At 65.0% G+C, this 17574-nt stretch carries 19 protein-coding genes; 14 read left to right on the top strand and 5 right to left on the bottom strand.

What is annotated here, in order from left to right; genetic code table 11:
* Positions 1 to 18: 18 nt before the first annotated feature.
* Positions 19 to 855 (bottom strand): undecaprenyl-diphosphate phosphatase, encoded by an 837-nt coding sequence (locus AC3CD9_RS05930; protein WP_376905674.1) that lies wholly within the window; start codon positions 853 to 855, stop codon positions 19 to 21.
* Positions 856 to 924: 69 nt separating this feature from the next.
* Between AC3CD9_RS05930 and AC3CD9_RS05925 the strand changes: the two genes are divergently transcribed.
* Entirely contained in the window at positions 925 to 1839 is a 915-nt protein-coding gene (locus AC3CD9_RS05925; RefSeq protein WP_488366765.1) for an aldo/keto reductase, read from the top strand.
* Between the two features lie 29 nt (positions 1840 to 1868).
* On the opposite strand, the gene AC3CD9_RS05920 is transcribed toward AC3CD9_RS05925, so the two are convergent.
* Positions 1869 to 2129 carry a hypothetical protein gene (locus tag AC3CD9_RS05920; RefSeq protein WP_488366764.1) on the bottom strand — a complete coding sequence of 87 codons (261 nt, stop codon included), beginning with the start codon at positions 2127 to 2129 and terminating at the stop codon, positions 1869 to 1871.
* 57 nt (positions 2130 to 2186) lie between these two features.
* Here AC3CD9_RS05920 and AC3CD9_RS05915 point away from each other — a divergent pair, with 57 nt between their 5' ends.
* Genes AC3CD9_RS05915 through mshC form a run of 3 tightly spaced genes read left to right on the top strand, consistent with a single transcriptional unit; the run spans position 2187 to position 4889 of the window.
* The gene (locus AC3CD9_RS05915) at positions 2187 to 2750 is read left to right on the top strand and encodes a DUF3090 family protein (RefSeq protein ID WP_115614059.1); all 564 of its coding nucleotides are present in this window, start codon (positions 2187 to 2189) and stop codon (positions 2748 to 2750) included.
* A 6-nt stretch (positions 2751 to 2756) separates the two neighbouring features.
* Positions 2757 to 3569, top strand: a complete 813-nt coding sequence (locus tag AC3CD9_RS05910) for an SCO1664 family protein (protein ID WP_488366763.1) — start codon at positions 2757 to 2759, stop codon at positions 3567 to 3569.
* A 60-nt stretch (positions 3570 to 3629) separates the two neighbouring features.
* Entirely contained in the window at positions 3630 to 4889 is a 1260-nt protein-coding gene (gene mshC, locus AC3CD9_RS05905) for a cysteine--1-D-myo-inosityl 2-amino-2-deoxy-alpha-D-glucopyranoside ligase (RefSeq protein ID WP_488366762.1), read from the top strand.
* A 56-nt stretch (positions 4890 to 4945) separates the two neighbouring features.
* Here the strand turns inward: mshC and AC3CD9_RS05900 are convergent, their stop codons facing one another.
* On the bottom strand, positions 4946 to 5776 hold the full coding sequence (locus AC3CD9_RS05900; protein WP_488366761.1) for a PAC2 family protein: 831 nt from the start codon (positions 5774 to 5776) through the stop codon (positions 4946 to 4948).
* 22 nt (positions 5777 to 5798) lie between these two features.
* Here AC3CD9_RS05900 and AC3CD9_RS05895 point away from each other — a divergent pair, with 22 nt between their 5' ends.
* Entirely contained in the window at positions 5799 to 6473 is a 675-nt protein-coding gene (locus tag AC3CD9_RS05895) for an HAD family hydrolase (RefSeq protein WP_488366760.1), read from the top strand.
* A 3-nt stretch (positions 6474 to 6476) separates the two neighbouring features.
* Here AC3CD9_RS05895 and AC3CD9_RS05890 read toward each other — a convergent pair whose 3' ends face one another.
* Positions 6477 to 7286, bottom strand: a complete 810-nt coding sequence (locus AC3CD9_RS05890; protein WP_488366759.1) for a RecB family exonuclease — start codon at positions 7284 to 7286, stop codon at positions 6477 to 6479.
* Between the two features lie 127 nt (positions 7287 to 7413).
* On the opposite strand from AC3CD9_RS05890, the gene AC3CD9_RS05885 reads away from it, so the two are divergent.
* Genes AC3CD9_RS05885 through arc form a run of 3 tightly spaced genes read left to right on the top strand, consistent with a single transcriptional unit; the run spans position 7414 to position 11342 of the window.
* Positions 7414 to 8574: a site-2 protease family protein gene (locus AC3CD9_RS05885; RefSeq protein ID WP_488366758.1), complete on the top strand. Its 1161-nt coding sequence runs from the start codon at positions 7414 to 7416 to the stop codon at positions 8572 to 8574.
* 45 nt (positions 8575 to 8619) lie between these two features.
* Entirely contained in the window at positions 8620 to 9693 is a 1074-nt protein-coding gene (locus tag AC3CD9_RS05880; protein WP_488366757.1) for a tRNA (adenine-N1)-methyltransferase, read from the top strand.
* Complete coding sequence (gene arc, locus AC3CD9_RS05875; RefSeq protein ID WP_488366756.1) at positions 9690 to 11342, top strand: proteasome ATPase; 1653 nt, start codon at positions 9690 to 9692, stop codon at positions 11340 to 11342. Before AC3CD9_RS05880 ends, arc begins: the two co-directional genes overlap by 4 nt.
* A gap of 102 nt (positions 11343 to 11444) precedes the next feature.
* On the opposite strand, the gene AC3CD9_RS05870 is transcribed toward arc, so the two are convergent.
* Positions 11445 to 11849, bottom strand: a complete 405-nt coding sequence (locus tag AC3CD9_RS05870) for a DUF3054 domain-containing protein (RefSeq protein ID WP_139467233.1) — start codon at positions 11847 to 11849, stop codon at positions 11445 to 11447.
* 32 nt (positions 11850 to 11881) lie between these two features.
* Between AC3CD9_RS05870 and dop the strand changes: the two genes are divergently transcribed.
* From dop to AC3CD9_RS05840, 6 genes are all read left to right on the top strand, one after another.
* On the top strand, positions 11882 to 13411 hold the full coding sequence (dop, locus tag AC3CD9_RS05865; protein WP_488366754.1) for a depupylase/deamidase Dop: 1530 nt from the start codon (positions 11882 to 11884) through the stop codon (positions 13409 to 13411).
* An 11-nt stretch (positions 13412 to 13422) separates the two neighbouring features.
* Positions 13423 to 13614, top strand: coding sequence for a ubiquitin-like protein Pup (locus AC3CD9_RS05860; protein WP_025778371.1), 192 nt, complete (start codon positions 13423 to 13425; stop codon positions 13612 to 13614).
* Between the two features lies 1 nt (position 13615).
* Complete coding sequence (prcB, locus tag AC3CD9_RS05855; RefSeq protein ID WP_488366753.1) at positions 13616 to 14404, top strand: proteasome subunit beta; 789 nt, start codon at positions 13616 to 13618, stop codon at positions 14402 to 14404.
* Positions 14405 to 14438: 34 nt separating this feature from the next.
* Positions 14439 to 15128 (top strand): proteasome subunit alpha, encoded by a 690-nt coding sequence (prcA, locus tag AC3CD9_RS05850; RefSeq protein WP_139467230.1) that lies wholly within the window; start codon positions 14439 to 14441, stop codon positions 15126 to 15128.
* A complete protein-coding gene (gene pafA, locus AC3CD9_RS05845) occupies positions 15129 to 16532 on the top strand; it encodes a Pup--protein ligase (RefSeq protein WP_488366752.1) in 1404 nt (467 codons plus the stop codon).
* Between the two features lie 64 nt (positions 16533 to 16596).
* Positions 16597 to 17550, top strand: coding sequence for an FKBP-type peptidyl-prolyl cis-trans isomerase (locus tag AC3CD9_RS05840; protein WP_258041953.1), 954 nt, complete (start codon positions 16597 to 16599; stop codon positions 17548 to 17550).
* The last annotated feature ends 24 nt before the right edge of the window (positions 17551 to 17574 follow it).

Here is a 17574-nt window from a genome sequence, read left to right as displayed (position 1 = left end):
GAATCGAAAGACGCGGACTCAGACTGCTGCGAGGACTCCGGTGCCGAGTAGGATGTAGAGGACGATGCCCAGGGCCACGCGGTACCAGACGAAGATGGCGAAGGACTTCGTCTCCACGTACTTGAGGAACCAGTGGATGACGACGAGGCCGAGAGCGAACGAAATCACTGTGGCGAGGATCGTCGGTCCCCAGCCGAGAACCATGGCCTCGCTGCGACCGAGCGTCTGCGCCACACCGTAGAGACCGGAACCGACGACGGCGGGAATGGCGAGCAGGAACGAGTAGCGAGCCGCCGCAGGACGATCGAAGCCCATGAATCGGCCGGCCATGATCGTGCCGCCCGAGCGTGACACGCCGGGAATGACGGCCAGCGCTTGGGCGAAGCCGAACAGAATGCCCTGACCCCAGTTCATGTCCTCGAGGGTGCGTTCGCGTTTCCCGGCCCAGTCGGCGACGCCGATGATGAGACCGAAGACGATGAGCATCGTCGCGGTGATCCACAGGCTGCGCAGAGCACCCTCGATGTAGTCCTGGAAGAGCAGGCCGATGATGACGATGGGAATCGAACCGACGATGATGAGCCAACCGAGGCGCACCTCGGGGTCCTTGCGATCATGCTTGCCGACGAGTGCCTTGCACCATTTCGAGATGATCGTGACGATATCGCGCCAGAAGTAGACGACGACGGCCGCCTCGGTGCCGATCTGGATGATGGCGGTGAAGAACGCGCCCGGATCCGAACCGGGCAGCATGAGTTCGCCGACGATGCGCACATGCGCCGAGGAGGAGATCGGGAGGAACTCGGTGAGTGCCTGCACGATTCCGAGCACGGCAGCGACCAGCCAGTCGTACATACGACTCCTTGAGAATATGAGGTGGGAACGAAACCACGGTAGTCGCAGCATCGGGTAACCTCAAGAAGCATGAAGCACCAACGCCTCGGCACTACCGGTCTGGACGTCAGCGATGTGGGTCTCGGGACCTTCGAGTGGGGGCACCGGGTCGATGACCAGGTCGCCCAGCGCCTCGTCGATGAGTACAAAGACGCAGGTGGCAACCTCATCGAGCTGCCCAGCTCAGCCACGATCTCCGCCGAGGTGCTCGGACGGCTGAGACTTCCCGAAGAGATTCTGCTGCTGGCCCGGGTGGGCGTGTCCGTAAGTGAACCCGGCCACATCGAGGCCGGACTCGGGCGCTCCAGAATCCTCAGCCACGTCGAGTCCCTGCTGTGCACAGTCGGTCGCGACCACCTCGACGTGCTCGTCCTCGACGTCTTCGATGCCGAGGTCGACCGTGCCGAGACCGCATCGGCGATCGAGACCCTGCTCACTCTCGGGAAGATCCGCTACGTGGGCGTGTCCCACCACACCGGTTGGCAGCTCGCGGAGATGCGCGGGGCCGGGATTCCGGTCGCGTGTGCCGTCGCCGAATACTCGCTGCTCAACCGTGAGGCCGAGGCAGAGCTCCGACCGGCCGCCGACTATGCGGGAGTCTCACTCATCGCCGGAGCGGGACTGGGGCGCGGAGTGCTCACCGACAAGTACCGGAACGCGACTCCCCAGGATTCGCGGTTGGCGGGGGAGCTGAGCGAATACGCCGGTGCCTACCTCGACGAGCGGTCGAACCGTGTGCTTGCCGGCGTCCGTCGTGCCGCGACCGCTCTGGGCGTGTCGACATTGGACATCGCCCTGGCCTTCAACCGGCAGCACGGTATCGCGAGCACCCTGGTCTCGCCGCGCACTTCGGCACAGCTGGCCGAGGTTAACGCCAGCGAGGTCGAACTGGCGGATGAGATCGCCGAGGTGCTCGACCAGATCTCCTGGGGTCCGTCGGCATAGAGCGGCGGGCCCGACCCTCTGCGAAAGTCTCAGACGTCCTCGTCGTCATCGTCGAGGAGGAACTCGTCATCGTCCTTGGCATCCTCGACGTCATCGAAGAGTTCGAATGGGGTGACTTCATCGAACGCGGTGTAGATCGCGTCTTCGTAGATTTCGAAGGCATCGGCCAAAGCCATATAAGCGGCTTCGACTCGGGGGTCTTGGTCACCGTTGCGGTGCGCGGATGCAGCGTAGTGCTCTCTCACTGCTTCGAGGAATGCGTCCAGGGCCTCACGAGGATCAGTGCTCATGACTCAAATGTATCCCAGGCCGGACCGACATGTAAGTCTTTGAACTAGGCTGAAGACATGGCAGCTCTGTACGACCACCCCACACCCGATCGTTTCGTCGTCGGCACAATCGGACTCCCCGGTGAGAGGACGTTCCTCCTCCAGGCGAAGTCCGGCAACGCGCTGACGACCGTGGTCGTCGAGAAGGAGCAGGTCGAAATCCTCTCCGACCGGATCACCGAGCTGCTCGACATGGTGATGATCAAGGATCCGGCGGCGCGGGTGCCGCAGACGGCGCTCGACGATCTCATCGACAACGCCGGGCTCAACGTCCCCATCGAACCGGAGTTCCGCGTCGGCACGATGAGCCTGGGCTGGGACACTGTCAAGCACGAACTCGTCATCGAATGCTTCGAACTCACCGAGGCGGATGCCCAGGCCGGAACTTCTGCCGACCCCGATGACGACGAGGTCGAACGCGAAGTCCTGCGCATCGTCCTCGATGCAGCCGCCGCCCGAGAATTCGCCCGCCGCGGAGAACAGGTCGTCAGCGCCGGACGCGGAGACTGCCCGTTCTGCTCCCTCCCGCTCGAACCCGATGGCCATCTGTGTCCCCGGGCCAACGGGATCCCGCGCGCCTGAACCGTGATGGACCACGGGATTCTCCTCGACGCGCTGGCTGCGGGGGACTGGACGGAGATGGGATCGATCCCACGCGCCAGCAACGACACCCGACTGCTCGTGCTCGAACACGAGGGCCGGGCGATCAAGGCTGTCTACAAACCCATCTCGGGCGAACGGCCCCTGCACGATTTCCCGGCACAGACACTGGCCCTGCGCGAGGTGGCGGCGTATCGACTCTCCGCCGCACTCGACCTGGGGGTCGTTCCGCCGACGGTTCTGCGCGATGATCTGCCCGTCGGCCGCGGATCCCTGCAGGCCTATGTCGAAGCCTCCGACGATGACGAAGCCGTGACCCTGTCGACGGTCAACGCGATCCCCGTCGATCACACACCGATCTTCGCTCTGCGCACCGAGGACGGACGCGACCTCGTACTCTCCCATTCCGTCGACGAGAGCCTGCGTTCCATCGCCTTCTTCGACCTGCTCGCGAACAACGCCGACCGCAAAGCCGGTCATGTCATCACCGGCAGCTGCCTGCCGAGCACCGCCGCAGCCGACATCGGCGTCTTCGGCATCGACAACGGACTGACCTTCCACAATGAGGAGAAGCTGCGCACCGTTCTGTGGGGTTTCTCTCGCACCTCGTTCTGCGCCGAAGAGATCGATGCGCTTCAGGAAGTCACCGCCATGGACGAGAGGCTGCGGACGCAGCTGAGCGACTGCCTGTCGGCAGACGAGATCCAGGCTCTGAAAGACCGGGCCGACCGGCTTCTCGCCGCCGAGTTCTTCCCCGACGCACCGGACGATCGCACCGTCATTCCCTGGCCGCCGATCTGAAACCGGCATCACTTCGCCTCGGAAGTGCCGAACGCCTGCCTCTCGGTTAGGCTGGGTGCCGTGAAGTCATGGCCCGAACCTCAAATGCCCCGTCTGACCAGCACCGGCAAGGTGCCTACGGTTTTTGATACGAGCACACGCAGCCCGCGCAGGCTGCGCGGATCCAAGCAGACCGCTCGACTCTACGTCTGCGGCATCACCCCCTACGATGCGACGCACCTCGGGCACGCCTCCACCTATGTGGCCTTCGACCTGCTCAACCGGATCTGGCGCGATGCGGGACTCGAGGTCGAGTACGCACAGAACACCACTGACGTCGACGATCCGCTGCTGGAGAGGGCCGACGCCACGGGAGTCGACTGGCGCGAACTCGCCTCGTCGCAGATCGATCTCTTCCGAGAGGATATGGAAGCCCTGCGGGTGATCCCGCCGGCGAGCTTCATCGGAGTCGTCGAATCCGTCGACGAGATCGCCGCCGGCGTCCGCGATCTCGTGGACAAGGGGGCCGCCTACACTCTTGACAACGGTGACGTCTACTACCGTGTGTCGACGCAGATCACCCCACCGTTCGGCACCGTCAGCCATGACGACGCCGAAACCATGGCAGCACTCTCGGCCGAACGCGGCGGAGACCCCGAGACTCCGGGCAAGGAGAACCCCATCGATCCGCTGTTGTGGCGGGCCGAACGCGAAGGCGAACCCTCCTGGGACGGAGGCACACTGGGCCGGGGACGACCGGGCTGGCACGTCGAATGCACTGTCATCGCCGATCGGTATCTCGGCTTCCCCGTCGACGTGCAGGGAGGCGGCAGCGACCTCATCTTCCCTCACCATGAGATGAGTGCCGCCCATGCCGCTGCCTGGCGGGACACACCCATGGCGAAGACCTATATGCACACCGGAATGGTGGGCCTCGACGGCGAGAAGATGAGCAAGTCCAAGGGCAACCTCGTCCTGGTCTCGAAGCTGCGCGAGCGCGGAGTCGACCCCATGGCCATCCGCACCGTGATCCTGTCCAACCACTACCGCAGCGACTGGAGCTTCACCGAGGAGCAGCTGTCCATCGCCGAAGCACGCCTGCAGGCATGGAAGCATGCGGCCAAATGCGAATCAGAATGTCGCCAGGGTCTGCGCGAGCACATCATCGGGCTGCTGCGCGAAGCACTCACCGATGACCTCGACAGCCCGCGGGCTCTGGGGATCCTCGACGAATGGGCCGAACACTATGCGGACTCCGAACCCTCGGAGACAGCAGCTATCTCCGGCGACCGAGTCGCCGACGCCGTCGACGCCCTGCTCGGCATCCGCCTGCTCGACTGACATCGCACGACCGATGTCGACGGGCGCTCACCGCCTGACCACCGGGAGTCGGTGATTCACTTATCGCGGCCGCGTTTGCGCAGATAGCGTTCGAACTCGGCCGCGATGGCATCCCCGCTGGCTTCGGGCAGCTCCGTCGAATCGTTCTGCTTCTCCAGTGCTTGGACGAGTTCTGCCAGCCGCGGGTTGAAGGAGACGAGTTCGTCGGCGCCGAGCTCCCATGCCCGGCTCTCCTCTTCGAGCACGTGGATGTCGATTTCGATGCCGACATAGCGTTCGACAGCCTTCGCCAACGCGAGTTCGGCTTTCGGCGACGGCGACTCGGCCAGATAGTCCGGCACTCCCACCCACAGATTGATGGCGCGGACCCCGCGCCATCGGCAGGCGACGCCGAGGAGACCGAGAATGCCGATGGGACCCTCATAGCCGTTGGCGTCGATGCCGAGCTCGGACGCAAGCTCCGCGTCCTCCGTATTGGCCACCACCGGCAGTGGACGTGTGTGCGGAACCTCGGCATGGAGACCGCCGAGGAGGATGACGGTATCGGCATCACCGACGTGAGCGAGGACGAGGGAGAGGAACTCCCGCCATTTCAATCCCGGTTCGTGACCGTGGATGACCGTGATCGGCTGCTCGCCGAGGCGACCTCGGTGGACCGCGACACCCGGCCAGGCGATCGACGCCGTGCCATCCTCGTCGCGGATGATCTCGGGTTCGGAGAAGCGGAATTCGTAGAACCCATCGGTGTCGAGGATCTCGGAGTCGTCCAGGTGCCAGACCTCGATGAGATCCTTGACCAGCGAGCTCGCTGCTTCGGAAGCATCGGCATCCTGACCTTCGAAGGCGATGAAGACGAGTGCTCCGGACCCGGATGGAAGAATACTCATGGTTCCAGACTACGCTGGGCGTATGACGAACCATGCATCAGCCGACCCTGCCGCCGTCCTGTGGGACATGGACGGGACCCTCGTCGACACCGAGCCGTATTGGATCCGCGCCGAGACCGAGCTCATGAACGCCCACGGGCTGTCCTGGTCGGAAGAGCAGGGGCTCGAATTCGTCGGCAACGAGCTCATCGTGTCCGCCCGAATGATGCGTGAGGCCGGCCTCGACCTGCCCGCTGAGGAGATCGTCGAGACCCTGATGGGCAGCGTCATCGGACAGATCCGAGAATCCGTGCCCTTCCGCCCCGGTGCGCTGGAGCTGCTGGCCGAACTCAAGACCGAGGGCATTCCGAGCGTCATGGTCACGATGTCGTACCGGCCGCTGGCCGAGGCGGTCATCGCCAGCTGCCCGCCCGACAGCTTCGCCGGTCTCGTCTCCGGCGATGAGGTGACCGCCGGCAAACCGGATCCTGAGCCCTATCTGCGGGGGGCCGCGCTGCTCGACCTCGACCCGGCCGACTGTGTGGCACTGGAGGATTCGAAGCCGGGTCTGGCCAGTGCCGAGGCGGCCGGCACCATTGCGATCGGGATCCCGCATTTCATCGACCTCGAACCTCGTCCGGGTCGGATCCTGTGGGAGACCCTCGAAGGCCGCAGCGTCGCCGATCTGCGACGACTCCGCGCGCAGCAGAGCGCCTGAGCTCTACGCTCCCACGATCTTCGTGATCTCCGGAGTCGGGGGAGCGGTGTTGCCCCACGCCGGGCACAGCGGCTTGAAGGTGCACCAGTTGCACAGCGGTGACTTCTTCGGTCGCCACCGGTCCGACTCGGCCGAGGCGATGATGTCCTTCCAGATGGCATCGATCTCGAACTGGGTCTGTTCGACCTCCGCCATCGTCGGATGAGACTTCAGCACGCTGCGTGAACCCAGGTACATCAGCTGCAGGGTGTGGACGAGCTCACCGGAGAGTCGGTAGACGACGAGTGCGTAGAAGCCCATCTGGAATTTCGCTTCTCGTCCGTACTGAGGTTTCGGCTGTTTGCCCGTCTTGTAGTCGACGAGGCGCCGCTCCCCGCCCGGGGCGACGTCGACGCGGTCGATGAACCCACGCAGCTCGAGACCGTTGTCGAGCGTCGTGCGGACGAACTTCTCCGTCTCCTCCGGTTCGAGGTGCTCCGGGTACTCGAGCACGAAGTAGGAATCGATGAGCCGACGCGCCGATGTGAAGAACGTCTCCTTCTCCGATTCGGCACCGAAGATCTCGAGCACATCCGGGTCCTTCTCGACGAGCTCGTCCCACGCCGGCATGAGCATCGTCTGTGCGAGCTCGGCCGTGCGTTCGGCCGCCGGTGCGGTGAACAGCTTCTCGAGCACCGCATGGACCACCGTGCCGCGGAATGCCGCCTGCGAAGGCGGTTCCGGCAGCTTGTCGATGCTGCGGAAGCGGAACTTCAGAGGACATTGGATGAAGTCATTGGCCCGGGAGGGCGACAGACTGGTGAGCTCGGCCATAACTCCACTGTAACGACCTGCACGGACACGACGTGGCGACCAGCGATGAGTGCGTCGTCGCTGTTAGGCTGAGTAACCGACCCTCAGTGGTCCGCTGACCACGACATCGACCGGAGGAACCCCTTCAATGGCCGCGAAAAACCACCACCCCGGTGCGTCATCGGGTCTGCGCTTGGGCACTGTCCTCGGCGCTCCGGTGATTCTGGCGTGGTCGTGGTTCCTCGCCGCCATCGTGATCACCATCCTCTTCACCCCGTGGCTCAACCAGGTCCGACCGGATCTCGGCATCGGGGCTTGGTTCGTCGCCTTCGCCTATGCGGTGCTCCTCTTCGCGTCCGTGTTCCTCCACGAACTCGCGCACGGCGTCGCCGGCCAGTTCTACGGACAGAAGGTCGCCGCGATCGAGCTGAACATCTGGGGCGGGTTCACCCGCTTCGAGCCCCAGATGGACAACCCGCGTGACAAAGCGGCGATGACGAGCTTCGTCATCTCCATCGTCGGCCCCATCGTCAACATCGTTCTCGCCCTGCTGGGATGGTGGTGTCTCAGCGCCGCCAGCCCCACCTCGGTGCCGTGGCTGCTGCTCATCGCCGTCACCTTCGCCAACGTCGCCCTCGGTGCGATCAACCTGCTGCCGGGCATTCCGCTCGACGGCGGCTGGGCGCTGCAGGCGATCATGTGGCGCATCACCGGTTCGCAGTTCCTCGGCACGATCGTCGCCAGCTGGGTCGGCAGGATCATCGCCGTCGGCTTCATCGGCTGGTCGGTCGTCACCCCGCTGCTGGCAGGTGAACGACCCGACCCGCTGCAGGTCGCCTGGATGTCGCTCATTGCAATCATGCTGTGGTTCTCGGCAGGAGATGCCGCCACCCACGCCAAGCGGGCCCGGAAGATGGAGACCTACGACCTCTCCCAGGTCATCCAGCCCGCGATCGCCGCCACCTGGGACGCAGACCTCGCCGACACCCTCGACTATGCGAACACGCTCGGGAACGCGAAGGAACGCACCCTCATCGTCGTCCTCGACCAGAAGGGCCTGCCGTACGGTCTCGTCGACCGGCACGCCGCAGCCGGTCGCCTCGCTGAAACCCTCGAGGCGGTTCCCGCCGGCGAGGTCGCCCGCCCCTTGGCCGGGTGGATCGGAGTGCCGAAGGACATCACGGCCCCGCACCTCCTCGAATCGCTCACCCACCGCCCCAAGGCACAGTTCAGCCTGGTCATGGACGGCAACACCCTGGTCGGAGTCATCGACCTGCAGGAATTCTTCGACGAACTCCTCGCAGCCTGAGCCGGTTGTGTGAGGCAATCCTCACCAGCGTAGAGTGGACTCATCATGACTCAGCCACTGCATTCCCGGCCCCCGCGCGTTCTGAGCCGCGGAGAGAAGGTCCAACTCACCGACCCCAAGGGGCGGATGCACACCTTCGTGCTCGCCCCGGGTGAGCACTTCCACACGAACAAGGGCCTCATCAGCCACGATGACATCATCGGACGCACAGAGGGAATCATCGTCGCGAACACCGGGGGAGTCGACTTCCAGGTCTTCCGCCCACGCTACGAAGACTTCGTGCTCTCCATGCCCCGCGGTGCCGCAGTCGTCTACCCGAAGGATTCGGGACTCATCGTCACCCTCGGCGATATCTTCCCCGGCGCCACCGTCGTCGAAGCCGGCGTCGGATCCGGAGCCCTGTCGATGGCGCTGCTGCGCGCCGTGGGGCCGAGCGGATCCGTGAATTCGTTCGAACTGCGTGAGGAATTCGCCACGATCGCGGCCGGAAACATCGCCGACTTCTTCGACGGCGAACCGGACAACTGGTCCGTCACCGTCGGCGATCTCGCCGATACGCTGCCGCAGACCTTCGGACCCGGCAGCGTCGACCGCGTCGTCCTCGACATGCTCACCCCCTGGAACACACTCGAGGCCGTCAGCGAAGCGCTGACACCCGGGGGAATCGTCATCGCGTACGTCGCCACCGTTCCGCAGCTCTCACGCTTCGTCGAAGCCCTGCGCGCTTCCGGCAAGTTCGCCGAACCCGAGTCCATGGAGGCCATGGTCCGCGGCTGGCACGTCGACGGACTCGCCGTCCGGCCCGACCACCGGATGATCGCCCACACCGGGTTCCTCATCATGGCCCGCCGAATGGCCGACGGCATGAGCCCGCTGGAGAAGAAGAAGCGTCCTCAGGGAGCCACCGCGGCCGCCGAGGACGTGGCGGCGTGGACGGAGCCCGAAGTCACCGAGGCGGCGATCGGCACCCGCACCGCGCACGGCAAGAAGCTGCGCCGGGTGATGCGAGACGCCGGCAGACGCCTGCGCACGGAGGCCGAAGGCTCCGAGAATACGCAGCCCACAGATGTCACAGACAGCCCGACCAGCACCAGCACAGGGCCGAAGGAGGATCGATGACAGAGACCACGACCGAAGTGAAGAAGCTGCGCGAGGACACCGCGTCCCTGCGCCAGCAGCTCTACACAGCGGGCAAACGCAATGAAGCACTGTCGAAGACTCTGCGCACGGCCCGTGATGAGCTGAACCGGATCAAGGAAGAGGCTCGGCGCCTGACCGAGCCGCCGAACAACTGGGGCACACTCATCGCGCTCGGCGAGAACGCAGTGACCGCCGATGTCATCGTCGGCGGCCGACGCATGCGCGTGGCCGTCGCCCCCGAAATCGAACCCGAGACCCTGCGAGCCGGAGCCGATGTGCTCCTGTCCGAAGGCCTCGTCATCATCGGCACCGGCGAGTTCCCACCCGTGGGATCAGTCGTCAACGTCCGTGAGTTCGTCGACTCCCAGCGCATCCTCGTCGGAGCTCCCGGCGATGACGAGCAGGTCTTCACCCTGGCCGCCGATCTCGTCGACGCAGGACTGCGCGTCGGCGACGCCGTCGTCGTCGACACCCGGACCCACTACGCGCTGCAGGTCGTCGAGAAGCCCGAGGTCTCCTCGCTGCTGCTCGAAGAGGTCCCCGACATCACCTACCAGGACATCGGCGGACTGGCCGACCAGATCGAACAGATCAAGGATGCCGTCGAACTGCCCTTCGAGCATCCCGAGCTCTACACCGAGCACGGACTCAAACCGCCCAAGGGCATCCTGCTCTACGGCCCTCCCGGCTGCGGAAAGACGCTCATCGCAAAGGCCGTGGCGAACTCCCTGGCCGATCGCACCGGAAAGGTCCGCACGAGCAAGACCTACTTCCTCAACATCAAAGGTCCGGAGCTGCTCGACAAGTACGTCGGCGAGACCGAACGTCAGCTGCGCCTGATCTTCGCTCGGGCACGCGAGAAGGCTTCGGCAGGATTCCCCGTCGTGGTGTTCTTCGACGAGATGGAATCACTGTTCCGCACCCGCGGCACCGGCAAGTCGTCGGACGTGGAGACGACGATCGTGCCGCAGCTGCTCACCGAGATCGACGGAGTCGAACAGCTCGACAACGTCATCGTCATCGGCGCCTCGAACCGTGAAGACCTCATCGACCCCGCGATCCTGCGCCCTGGCCGACTCGATGTGAAGATCCGCATCGAACGTCCCGACGCCGACGCGGCCCGTGACATCTTCGAGAAGTACCTCACCGCGGAGCTGCCCCTGCACTCGAGCGTGCTCGCCGGCCACGACACCCCCGCCGAGGCGGTCTCGGCACTCATCGACAGCTGTGTCGAACGGATGTTCGCAGAGACTCCGGAGAACGAATTCGTCGAGGTCAGCTACGCCGACGGGTCGAAGGAAATCCTCCACTTCTCGGCCTTCGCCTCCGGCGCGATGATCCACAACATCGTCGACCGTGCGAAGAAGGCGGCGATCAAATCGCTGCTCGACACCGGCGAACGCGGCCTGCGCCCCGGCCACTTCGAGGATGCGATCGCCGAAGAGTTCAGCGAACACGAAGACCTGCCGAACACGACGAACCCCGACGAATGGGCGCGGATCTCCGGGCGCAAGGGCGAACGGGTCACTCATCTGCGGATGATGCACCTCGACACGACCAGGGGAGCCCCGACCGTGCCGTACGAGACCGACATCGCCGAGGTGCGGCCCAACTCCGACCTCGTCTGAGCCGGATCCGGTAAGAACGACGAGCCCGCCGACTCCGTCAGCTGACGGAAGCGGCGGGCTCGACTCGTTACCGGCCGTGCACAGGGTCGAAGGGGAAGATGCTCAACGGCTGCGCTTGCGGCGGCCCGAACCCCCGGAGACGGCCGTGGCGATGAGACGCCAACCGACCAGAGTGATGAGGTTGAGCGACGTCGCGACGATCATGAAGCTCACCGGCACCGACCCCGGATCGCCGCCGGCTCCGGTGACCCCGCGCAGGACGAGTCCGACGAGGACGGTGATCGCCCAGACCCCGGTTCCCGTGGCCAGCGGAGCGATCGGCCGATCCCAGACGGCCGTGAGCAGCCAGGCGATGACGAGGGCTGCGACGAACGGCCACGCTGTGGTCATCAGCCCCTGCGGATCGAAATTGTGAGAATGTGTGTAATGACCGACGATCGTGAACAGAACCACGAGGATGAGGTCGACGATCAGTGCGATGGGGAGATGAGATTTCTTCGTTGCCACGTCCCCGAGTCTAGACCTTGGAGGAGAATCAGATGCTCAGAGTCAGGCGCGTCATGGGAGCCGAGACGGAGTTCGGCCTCAGCCAGCCGGGCAATCCGCGAGCGAACCCGATGCGGGACTCGGCGCGTGTCGTCGACGCCTATGCCGGACCGCGCGGACTGAAATCGTCCCAGAACTTCTGGGACTTCGCCACGGAGTCTCCATTGGCCGACGCCCGCGGCTTCTTCATGAACATCGCCGATGCCGACTCCTCGCAGCTGACCCATATCCCGCAGGACGACCTCGAAGCCCAGTACCTGGCGAACGTCGTCACGGAGAACGGCGCCCGCTACTACGTCGACCACGCTCATCCCGAGTACTCGTCCCCGGAAGTCCTCACTCCACGCGATATCGTCACCTTCGACCGGGCCGGCGACCTCGTCGCCCTCGAATCGGTGCGGACCCTCGAGAAGAGCGCGGAACCGGTGAATCTGTACAAGAACAACACGGACTCCAAGGGAGCCTCCTACGGCACCCATGAGAACTACCTCGTCGACCGGTCCACGGACTTCGACGACATCGTCGCGGGCCTCGTCCCGTTCTTCGTCACCCGGCAGATCCTGTGCGGATCCGGACGGGTCGGCATCGGTCGCGAAGGCGAGGGCAAGGGCTTCCAGATCTCGTCCCGCGCCGACTTCTTCGAAGCCGAAGTGGGGCTCGAGACCACCCTGCGCCGTCCCATCGTCAACACCCGGGACGAACCACATGCCGATCCCGCGAAATACCGCCGGCTGCACGTGATCATCGGCGACGCCACCCTGGCGGAGCCTGCGACGTTCGTCCGCTTCGGTTCGACCTCCCTCGTCCTCGGACTCATCGAGGCCGGGCTGGCACCGCAGATCGAACTCGCAGATGCCCTGCAGGCACTGTGGGACGTCAGCCACGACCTCACCCTCAGGGCTCCGCTGGCGCTGAGCGACGGTACGACGACAACGGCACTGGAGATCCAAGAAGCCTTCTACTCCGCGTGCCTCGAACACGCCGATGCCGAGGATGCCGAAACTGCCGAGGTGCTCGCCGAATGGCGCCGATTCCTCGATGGGCTCTCGACCGACCCGACGACCCTGGCCGACTCCATCGACTGGGTCGCCAAATTGGTGCTGCTCGAGAGCTACCGTTCTCGTGAGGGAATCGACTGGGACCATCCGAAGCTGGCCCTCATCGACGTCCAGTACCACGATGTGCGCCCGGAGAAGGGGCTGTTCCACAAGCTCGAACGAGCCGGCCGCATCCGTCGGATGACCACCGACGCCGAGGTCGAAGCCGCCGTGGTCAACGCACCCGACGGGACCCGCGCGTTCCTGCGCTCCGTGGCGGTCAGCCGCCTCGGCGAGGATCTGGTCGCCGCCAGCTGGGACTCGCTCGTGGTCAACGCGGGAGCCCTCGGTGTGGTGCGTCTGCCCATGCACGAACCGCTCAAAGGCACCCGTGAGCTGCTTGCCGATCGGGTGGAGGGAATCGAGACCGCCGAGGGCCTGCTCAAGGCACTCGGAGTGGATAGACTGAGTTCGAAGAACGACTGAAGGAGTGTGAGATGAGCTCGCAGGAACAGGTCCAGAGAGACAAATCGTCCGGTGGGGGAGACGCCCCCGTCGATCCGCCGGAGGCCGTGCAGGGACAGATCAACACTCAGAACGTCGATTCCATCCTCGACGAGATCGACGGTGTGCTCGAGTCGAACGCGGAGGAATTCGTCAAGAACTTCGTGCAGAAGGGCGGCCAATGAGATGGCAGGATTCCCTCCTGCATTTTTGAGTTCGACGAGCAACTCGTTCGTCGAACTCGCCCGCTCCTCGGCGCCCGAAGCGCTGCCGCACCCCGGTGTGCGGGATCTGGCCGAACAGTCCCCGGAGGGCACGACGATCATCTGCTTCCGCACCGCCTCGGGCATCCTCATGGCCGGTGACCGGAGAGCGACGATCGGCAACCTCATCGCCTCGCACTCGATGGAGAAGGTCAAAGCCGCCGACGACTACTCCGCCATCGGCACCGCCGGGGTCGCACTCGACCTCATCCGGCTCTTCCAACTCGAACTCGAACACTACGAGAAGATCGAAGGCGCCCGTCTCTCGCTCAACGGCAAAGCCAACCGCTTGGCTGCGATGCTGCGCGGAAACCTCGGGCTGGCGATGCAGGGACTCACCGTCGTCCCGCTGTTCGCCGGAGTCGACGAATCCAGACCGCAGGGTCAGATCTTCAGCTTCGACGTCACCGGCGGAAAGTACGAAGAGCACCGATTCCATTCCATCGGCTCCGGTTCCGGTTTCGCCCGCGGGGCGCTGAAGAAGCTGTGGCGGGCCGACCTCGACCACGAGCAGGCGATTGGGGTTGCCGTCGAAGCCCTCTTCGACGCCTCCGACGACGACTCGGCGACGGGCGGACCGGATTTCGTCCGGCAGATCGCCCCGACGATCTTCACCGTCGACCTCGAGAACGGGGTCACCGAGGTCGATTCGGCCACCGTCTTGGACACCGCCACCGAGGTCGTCGCCCGCCGCACGGCCACCGCCCGGTGATGACTGCGGCACCGTTACCGCGAAAGGACCGTCGATGAGTCAGGCACCGTTCTACGTCTCACCCGAACAGCTGATGAAGGACCGGGCCGACTTCGCCCGCAAGGGCATCGCCCGCGGCCGATCCGTCGTCGTCATGCGCTTCGACACAGGCATCCTGCTGCTGGCGGAGAACCCGTCACCGACGCTGCACAAGATCGCTGAGATCTACGACCGCATCGGCTTCGCCGCCGTCGGCAAGTACAACGAATTCGAGACCCTGCGCCAAGCGGGAGTCCGCTACGCCGACCTGCGCGGATACTCCTACGACCGCACCGACGTCACCGCTCGCGGACTGACGAACGCGTACGCGCAGACGCTGGCCGGCGTCTTCACCACCGAGTCGAAGCCGTTCGAGGTCGAACTCGTCGTCGCCGAACTCGGACTCACACCGGAGACCGACCAGCTCTACCGGCTCAGCTACGACGGATCCGTCATCGACGAGACCGAACATGTGGCCATCGGCGGTCAGGCCGATGCGATCACGGCATCCCTGGCCGGGGTGCGCAGCTCGCAGATGACTCTGCGCGAAGTATTCAACCACGGTGTGACCGCACTGGGAGCCGCGACCCAGGCGATCCTGGCCACCGACGCACTCGAGGCAGCCGTCCTCGACCGCACGACGACGAAGCAGCGGACCTTCCGCCGCCTCGACGACGCGGCGATGAGCGCACTGCGGGAGGACTGAATGGCACGCATCTACGGGCTCGAAACCGAATACGGACTCGCCCACACCGCCGACCCCGACGGACGTCGCATCGGCCCCGAGGAGATCGCCCGGTATCTCTTCCGTCCCGTCGTCGAATGGGGCCGGTCGTCGAACGTGTTCCTGCCCAACGGGTCGCGCCTCTACCTCGACGTCGGATCCCATCCGGAGTATGCGACCGCCGAATGCGATGATCTCGGGGACCTGCTCTCCCAGGACCGAGCCGGCGAAGGTCTGATGATCGACCTGCTGGACAAGGCCCAAACCGCGCTAGAAGTCGATGGCATCGGCGGACGCGTGCACATGGTCAAGAACAATACGGACGCGGCAGGCAACTCCTACGGGTCCCACGAGAACTTCCTCATCCGCCGTACCCTCGACTTCAACCGGCTGACCACGGTCCTGCTGCCCTTCCTCGTCTCGCGTCAGCTGCTCGTCGGTGCCGGAGCCGTGATCCCGCGCCGTTCGGCCTTCACCCCCGATGAGGAAGCCGACCGCTCGGAGATGATGTTCGGCCTCTCCGCGCGGTCCGACGTCATGTGGGAAGGACTGTCATCGGCGACGACACGGTCGCGTCCGATCATCAACGCCCGCGACGAACCGCACGCCGATGCGGAGAAGTACCGGCGGCTGCACGTCATCGTCGGTGATTCCTCGATGTCGACGGCCACCTCGGCGCTGAAGATCGGATCCGCAGTCCTCATGCTCGACCTCATCGAACAGGGCGCACGGATCCCGGAGAACGGGCTGCGCCACCCGGTGCGCGATATCAGGTTCGTCGCCCGTGATCTCACGGGACGGGTCGTGCTCGAACGCACCGACGGAACCACGACGACTCCGCTGGGACTGCTCGGCGACTACCGGGATCGGGCACAGCGGATCGTGGAGTCCGGGGAGCACAGCCTCGGCGATGATGATCTGGCCCACTACGTCATCGACCTGTGGACGCGGATGCTCACCGCCGTCGAATCGCAGGACTTCTCGACCGTGGACACGGAGATCGACTGGGTGATGAAACGCACCCTCATCGAACGGTCGCTGCAGCGCGGATTCACGGATATCGCCGATCCGCGCATCCACCGACTCGACATCGCCTTCCACGACATCACGCCCGCGACGGGGCTGTTTCCCAAGCTCGAGGCCGCGGGAATGGCGAAGAGTCTCGTCCCCGCCGAGGCAGCCGAACGAGCGAAGGACATACCGCCTGCGAGCACACGGGCGGCGATCCGCGGCGAATTCGTCCGCGCGGCCCATGCGGCCCGTCGCGACTACACCGTCGACTGGGTGCACCTGCGCCTCAACGACGAATCCGGTCGAGCAGTCGCACTCAAGGACCCGTTCGCCACGACTCACCCGCAGGCGGAAACACTCATCGCGGGCCTGTAAGATCGCCCTGTGATTCGGTCGAGCCCCTACCCGGGCGCGGCCTCGGCGTGACGAAAGGAAACCAGTGCGCACCAAAGTGCTCAGCGCCATCGCGGCGGGCCTGTTGCTGCTCTCGGCCTGCGGGCAGGGTGATGAGTCAGAGGACTCGACCACGCCTCCGCCCTCGGTGGCCGCTCAGGACGCGAAGTCGACCAGCCTCGACGACATCACCGTCGACGGCAAGATGGGGAAGAAGCCCAAGGTCAGCTTCGAGGCACCGCTGGTCATGGACAAGACCGAGAAGAAGGTGCTCAAAAAGGGCACCGGCGCCAAGGTCGCCGACGGCGAGCAGGTCACGGCACAGATGACTCTGGTCTCCGGGACGACCGGCAAGACCGTCGAATCCAGCTACGATTCGGACTCCGCTGCCGGATTCCCCATGGACAAGTCCCAGATCTCCGAAGACCTCTACAACGCGCTCATCGACGCCAAGGTCGGTTCCCGCGTGATGATGTCGCTCAACGGCAGCGCCCAGCAGGGGGAGGCGTCACAGACGCTCGTCTACGTCATCGACATCGAGGACACGAAGAAGCCGCTGACTCGCGCCGAGGGGAAGAAAGCCGATCAGTCGGACAACCCCGTGACCGTGAAGTGGGGCGATGACGGTGCCCCATCGATCTCGAAGCCGAAGGGCAAGAAGCCGACCGAGCTCGAGTCGTACACGACGATCGAAGGCAAAGGCGACGAGGTCAAGAAGGGCCAGAGCGTCGCCGTGAAGTACTCCGGCTGGCTCTGGGACGACACCTCGAAGACCTTCGACTCGAACTGGAAGAAGGGCGGACAGCCCTTCGTCGTCGCCCCGGTCGGCGAGGCTCAGGTCATCGACGGCTGGAACGAGGGGCTCGTCGGCAAGAAGGTCGGCGACCAGGTCGTCCTCGTCGTCCCGCCGGACAAGGGCTACGGCGAACAGGGCAACGACTCGATCCCAGGGAACTCGACGCTGATCTTCGTCGTCGACATCCTCTCGGCCCAGGGCTGAGACCGTCCGATATCCCAACAGAAC

The organism is Brevibacterium sp. MGP-B1 (genome assembly GCF_057766545.1).
Note: the sequence above shows the minus strand (reverse complement) of the source record. Positions and strands in the feature narration are given on the sequence as shown.